We start from the raw sequence: 5,804 nt of genomic DNA on the forward strand, positions 1-5,804 counted from the left end.
TTGGCCGTTCCACTAACTGGGCAACCTGTTGTGTTTCAATTTTCACAGCTTCACTAGAAAATTTTGTGTTACCACAACAGGTGCAAAACTCCGGATGTAAAATTTCAAAACGGTCGATTCTTCCAAACCCTTTACGAGTTTTGCCCTGATGTCCGGGTTGCCCTCCTGGTTTGCGTTTGGCACGATTCGATTCAAGTTCGTTTTCTGGTTTTTTATTTTCAGATTTTTTCAGGATGTCCCCAGATGGCGGTTTTGAAGATGTCTTGCTATCAAGGTCTCGACTAATACTCAGCCGCCCTACCTCTTGTTTGAGTTCTTCTATTGTTGCTTGTAACTGCTGGATAACGATCGCCTGCTCAATGATTATATCCACCAACTCTTCTTTGGACAGCTGGTTAAGACTTTTCCGATCGATTTGTTGAGGCACGTTGAGGTTCATGATTGTGATACTCCACTCCAAGCGTCCCCTTTGTCAATACCCTGCTACCTGAATCCTTACGTGTAAACAGCTTTAGCTTTAGCTGAGTCTACTTGCGCTTGTGCTTTTGCAATTTCTTGTGGACGGTTACCAGCACGAGCCTCGGCTAGCTTCGCCTGGGCTTGTTCCCAGTCAGCACGAGCTTGATCTACCTCTACCTGAATATCTGCATTATCCATGCAAGCAAGAATTTGTCCAGCTTTCACCTTATTCCCCTGTTCAACATACAGACGTGTTAAAATTCCAACGTTTTTCGGGCTAATATTTACATTCCGAATTGGTTGCACTTTACCACTACTAGTAATCTGTATCGTGATGCTCTTTACTTGAATAGGGACAGTTAATTGTGCAATGTCTTCTTGACTTGTCTCCCGCATCACAAATATATAAATTGTCGTTGTGCTAACAACCAAAATACAAGCTCCCATTAGCCCAACTAGCCAGCGTAATGGATATTTAATTCTATCAATGGTAAGAATTTTTTTTGAAGGTGTTCATACTAAAAGGTACACTTAATAGAATTATTTAATGTTGTATCAATATATCTATAACACCTCTGTTTTTTGATCTAAAAGGCGTATATCTGAATACAAATAACTATAGATGGTTACTAAAATAAAGAGTATTCCTGAGACTATAAATAAGAATCCAATACCCCGCCCTGCTCCCACGCCAATCATCCTGCCAACACTTGCAGCTAATGGACCACCTCTGACTAAAAGTGGCTCGAATATATTGTCAGCTAGTGGTCCAGCTACGAGATAAGCAAGTGGCAAGGACGAGCTGCCAATCATTCCTTGGATAGCAAAGACTCGTCCCTGCACATCAACTGCTACTTTGCTCTGTAATAAGGCTTGACTACAGCCACCAATTAACGGAAAACAGAAGTAGCCGCCAAAGGCTGCTACTGTAATGAGCGGTATGGAGGGGCGTAACCCTGCAAATACTATGCAAATTCCTAGTAGAAGTCCAAAGCCTAAAATGCCAGAAACGCGACTTTTTGGTCCTCCCCATACGCTCATTACAAGACTGCCGATTAAAGCACCAAAACTACCGATGGACAACACAGCACCGGTTATTGCAGAGGAGACGAAAGTGAGAAGCATCGGTATAAGCAATAGACCAACGATTCCAACTAGAAAATTAATGACAGCAAAGTAGAGTAGCAAGCTTAAGAAACCAGAGTGTGAATTAATGTAAGTCCAGCCGTAAATTACCTCATTTTTGAATGAACTTTTTCCTAGTTTGTCTGTAGTCATAGTTTTGGTAGCAGTTTTGAGCTTGGGAAACTTGACAATTAAAAGCATAACGAGGGAGAATAAGTAAGTTGCAAAGTCGATCAGGAGTATACCCTGAAGATAAATTTTTAAAACCAGTATCCCTGCTAATGCTGGCATGAAAAGCCCTATAGATGCTTGCCCAGCTTGTAGTGTGCCACTGGCACGACCGAGATATTTTTCGGGAATAAGCAGAGTGGTAGTTGCGGTAAAGGCTAAATATTGGAATAAGCAGCAAACTGAGATGACCGATGTGGCAGCGCTAATTTGCCAAACCTGAAGGCTAGCCATGAAAAACGATACTGCAATAGAGAGTGTAGCCAGACCTGCAACGCAGTTACTGAGTATCATTGTCCAGCGTTTATCCCAGCGGTCTACAAGTGTACCAGCAATAGGTAAGACTAATATTGGTGGCAAAGTGGTAAATAATGCAACGAGTGCAAACTGAGTAATTGAACCTGTTTTCTGGTATATCCATAACTCAAGTGTGAAGCTAGTAAGTCCTGAGCCAATAAGTGAGATAAATTGCCCCAAGGAAATAATGATGAATACTCGTAGTTTTAGAATTGCTGTATATTTGGTCATTCCTTCCTCAAATATTTATACAGGTGTTGGAAAATATAGAAACTTATTTCTCAAACTGAAATTCTGCTTTATGGCTAACAATTTCTAATAAAATAGGACTAATATTTGATTTCTGAAAAAGCGACCTACTTTTGAAGAGTGGCGAAATCAAAGGTAGTATGTCAGATAAACCACTTCTTCCATCCATTTGAGATGAGAGAATGAAGGAATCAAAGCACAGAAACGCAAAGCTTGCCGGAGGGATACTCCCCCCGGCAAGCTTTGCGTGGCACCCAGGCTTTAGCTTGTAACCAAATATCTTCAATGGAATTTTGTGACGGGCAATTCGGGGTAAAGCGGACGAGCGTGAATTTGCCATTGTTCTTCAGGTAAACCTTGGTTTATCTTAGATAAAACCTACATTCCGCACCCTCAACTGTCACAATGGGTTTTTACTGTTTTTTAGAATAATACAGAGCTAGTTTATATACTTAATTTCCTTGTTTTAACGGAGATCAAAAGTTTTACTGGCATAATTTATAGCTGACAACATAAGAAAAATTAAGTGATTATGCTGTGTAACACCTTAGGGTGCGGAATGTGGGATAAAAAGCTTTGGACAAGATGAGAACGATGGTAAGAAGCACCATCCCAAAAAATCAGTAATTGTTGGTTAGGGGATTGGGCTAATAAATAACGTAGATAATCAATCGTCGGAGTCTAAATTACCTATCAGTCCAGTCAGGATGTTCAACACTTGAGAGTACCACTTTGGCCCATTTTGCTTCACTCTGGGCACTTTGGCCTGAGAATTAAGTCTGGGACAAGTCACCCAAGAGTTGAAGATTTCGGTAGTTTTCATGATTGACAAGCCCTTCGGGCAAGGTGTGACGGCAGTCGGCAGAGGGCAGAGTCTAGAAGGTTAAGTGATAGATTATACCGAATAATGAATGCTTTCTGCCCTGCCTTGCCCAAAATGGGTCCAAGCCCCCTGATTTATCTGGAACAAAAAATAAAATCTGTTACGAGACGCATAGCGCGAGTAACAGGGCGTCCTTATTTGAATCCTCTATCTTTAGGCAGGGGTTCCTTCTGCCTTCTGCCCTCTGCCCTCTTCCTTCTCAATGCGGTCTAGGTTTCTTAAACTAGATTCCGCCATCTTCTTCCGCAAACTGAGGGGTCGCATGTCTGTCCAAACCTCCTTAATGTACTCAAGGCATTCCTGTTTAGAACCACTTTTGCGCACATTCTTCCAACCGAGTGGGTTCTCTCGTTCAGCAGATCAGATAGAATACTGTTCTTCATGATTCACGACAACGTTATAAATCATAGTGTCTTCTTGATCATCTCGATTCATGATTGCCCTCCATCAAATTAACGTGAGTAACTTTCCAGCTTTCAGACCTGTAACTACCACCCGCTTTAATTCAAGATTAATCATCTCTTTTTGATTCTATTGCAAAAACTATTCATTAAATTCTCCTTAAATTATTTGTAGATGACACTTTCGCTATTCAGTTCCTCAGGCTGCAAAAAAGGTTGTGTTAAAACTACTTGAGGACAGACAATACTCATTGCTTAAGCACTCGTTATGCCGTTACTCCGAAAATTTGAGACACAAATTTTACTTGACCTAAAATGTTGCCTTTTTCGACTCCCTGAATTTAACTCTCGCGGATCATATTCATCACCTTATATCTCCTCAGGGTTCGCCTCGCCGTATTGAATTAGGCAAACCCCATCCCTGGTTAACCAGGCGTTTAATGAACTGATGGTCTTGTTGCACCATGTTATTCAGGTACTTAACCGGACGGAGTTTAATAGTTTTGGTCAAAAATTAGTTTCTTTTAAGTTCGTTAATTGCCTTTGGATAAGCCGCATTTTTATCCACATTTATAACCTCTGTGGTTATACTTAGCATTCATTGCCTTACGAGAAAAAGGGTTCTGCCGCACGTACGTCATGTCTAGCACTGAGCATAAAGTCAAAGGTATTACCTTCGGAATCGAATACCCGATAAAGATACTTCCACTCACCTTTCACTTCGAGATGCGTCTTATGCATTCGCCATGAATCATTAGTTGATTTCAAGTACCAGCGGCATCGTTTATCCAGTTTGAGGCATAAGTTTCAACCCATCGATACATCATTGTGTGGTCTACGCTTAGTCCCTTTTCTGGTATCATCTCCTCCAGATTATGGTACGAAAACGGGTATCATAAGTACTACCGAACGCACAGCAAAATGATATCTGATTAAGACTTACACCATTTTAATGGGTGCTTGGGGTTGATGGATAAGGTTGGTTAGGGGAGAAACAGCAGGTACAATTGCTATTTCTTCTAGACCATCATCAGTTTGTGCAACATAACCTAATTATGTTGACAATACCATTATACAACATGGCTGCTCTTAAATGTCTGTGTTTTATCAAGATAAGTCTTGAGTTGCTCAGCCAAGTACTTTACATGGGGTTTTCTGAGCATATTGTAATGATTACCAGGTACAACTTGAATCTCTACTCCCTCCTTAGCCAGCCTACTCCAACCGTTAGTTGGATTCTGAGGAGTATCAGCAAATTGCTCGGTAGCTCTGAAAAGAGTAACCTGACCTGGGTAAACCTGAGGTAAGTAATTACTAATAGCACGGACATTAGTCTTAAAGACATGAAAAAGAGAGTGAACCTGAGAAAGTTCAATATCGAGTGGTAGCAGGTTACTAGTCTTTGCCCGCTCAAAAACGTAAGTTAACTGCTCATCTGATTGAAGCTGTCGGAAATGAGTTGTAGCGAACTCAAAAGACTCCAAGGAGAGACCAAGATCTTGAGCAAAACCAGCTAGTAGCACTGGATCATTTTCTGGAAATTCAATAGTAGAATTCATTGCTATAGCATCAAACAATGCGAGCAAAGCTACTTTCTGTCCTTTTGCTTGTAACTGCTGAGCCATCTCAAAAGCTACAATGCCACCAAAAGACCAACCTCCTAAGAGGTATGGACCTTCAGGCTGAATGAGCTGTATTACCTCAATGTAACGCGCTGCCATTACTTCAATGCGGGGATAAGGCTCTTGTTTTCCATCAAATCCAACTGCTTGTAAACCATAAAACGGTTGATCTTGACCCAGACAACGAGCCAAATCAGCATAACAAAGGACATTCCCCCCAGCTGGATGGACGCAGAAGAAAGGCTGTCTTGAACCAGTAGGTTGAATTCTTACTAGGATAGTTTCAGTACAAGGGTCATTTTGCTGGCGTAAAATGGTGGCAAGATGTTCAATTGTTGCTTCCTGGAAGAGTGTGGATAGTTGAAGCTCCTTTCCAAACTGCTGCCGGATGCGAGCAACTAAGCGCACAGCCAACAGCGAATTTCCGCCTAGTTCAAAGAAGTTATCGTTGATGCCTACTGCTTCAATACCGAGAACGTCCGCGAAGATGTTGGCAATGATTTCTTCAGTTGGTGTACGGGGTGGAACAAAGTCCGTAAC

General features: G+C 41.5%; 6 protein-coding genes and 2 pseudogenes. All 8 read right to left on the reverse strand.

Annotated elements, in window-relative coordinates; all coding sequences use genetic code 11:
- Positions 1 to 439: DUF6444 domain-containing protein (locus tag V7L29_RS28210; RefSeq protein WP_334737530.1), on the reverse strand; the 439-nt coding region annotated here is incomplete at its 3' end.
- Between the two features lie 56 nt (positions 440 to 495).
- Positions 496 to 891, reverse strand: a complete 396-nt coding sequence (locus V7L29_RS28215) for a biotin/lipoyl-binding protein (RefSeq protein ID WP_334737531.1) — start codon at positions 889 to 891, stop codon at positions 496 to 498.
- 132 nt (positions 892 to 1,023) lie between these two features.
- A complete protein-coding gene (locus tag V7L29_RS28220; RefSeq protein ID WP_334737532.1) occupies positions 1,024 to 2,340 on the reverse strand; it encodes an MFS transporter in 1,317 nt (438 codons plus the stop codon).
- Positions 2,341 to 2,916: 576 nt separating this feature from the next.
- A pseudogene (locus tag V7L29_RS28230) lies at positions 2,917 to 3,033 on the reverse strand (IS630 family transposase); the annotation flags it as partial.
- Positions 3,034 to 3,394: 361 nt separating this feature from the next.
- Positions 3,395 to 3,676, reverse strand: a pseudogene (locus V7L29_RS28235) (MbtH family protein).
- 345 nt (positions 3,677 to 4,021) lie between these two features.
- Positions 4,022 to 4,153 (reverse strand): hypothetical protein, encoded by a 132-nt coding sequence (locus V7L29_RS35680; protein WP_442944280.1) that lies wholly within the window; start codon positions 4,151 to 4,153, stop codon positions 4,022 to 4,024.
- A 95-nt stretch (positions 4,154 to 4,248) separates the two neighbouring features.
- Entirely contained in the window at positions 4,249 to 4,383 is a 135-nt protein-coding gene (locus V7L29_RS35685; protein WP_442944281.1) for a DDE-type integrase/transposase/recombinase, read from the reverse strand.
- A gap of 329 nt (positions 4,384 to 4,712) precedes the next feature.
- Positions 4,713 to 5,804: thioesterase domain-containing protein (locus V7L29_RS28245; RefSeq protein ID WP_334737533.1), on the reverse strand; the 1,092-nt coding region annotated here is incomplete at its 5' end.

Source organism: Nostoc sp., from assembly GCF_036916575.1.
In the GTDB taxonomy this organism is placed as follows: Bacteria; Cyanobacteriota; Cyanobacteriia; order Cyanobacteriales; family Nostocaceae; genus Nostoc.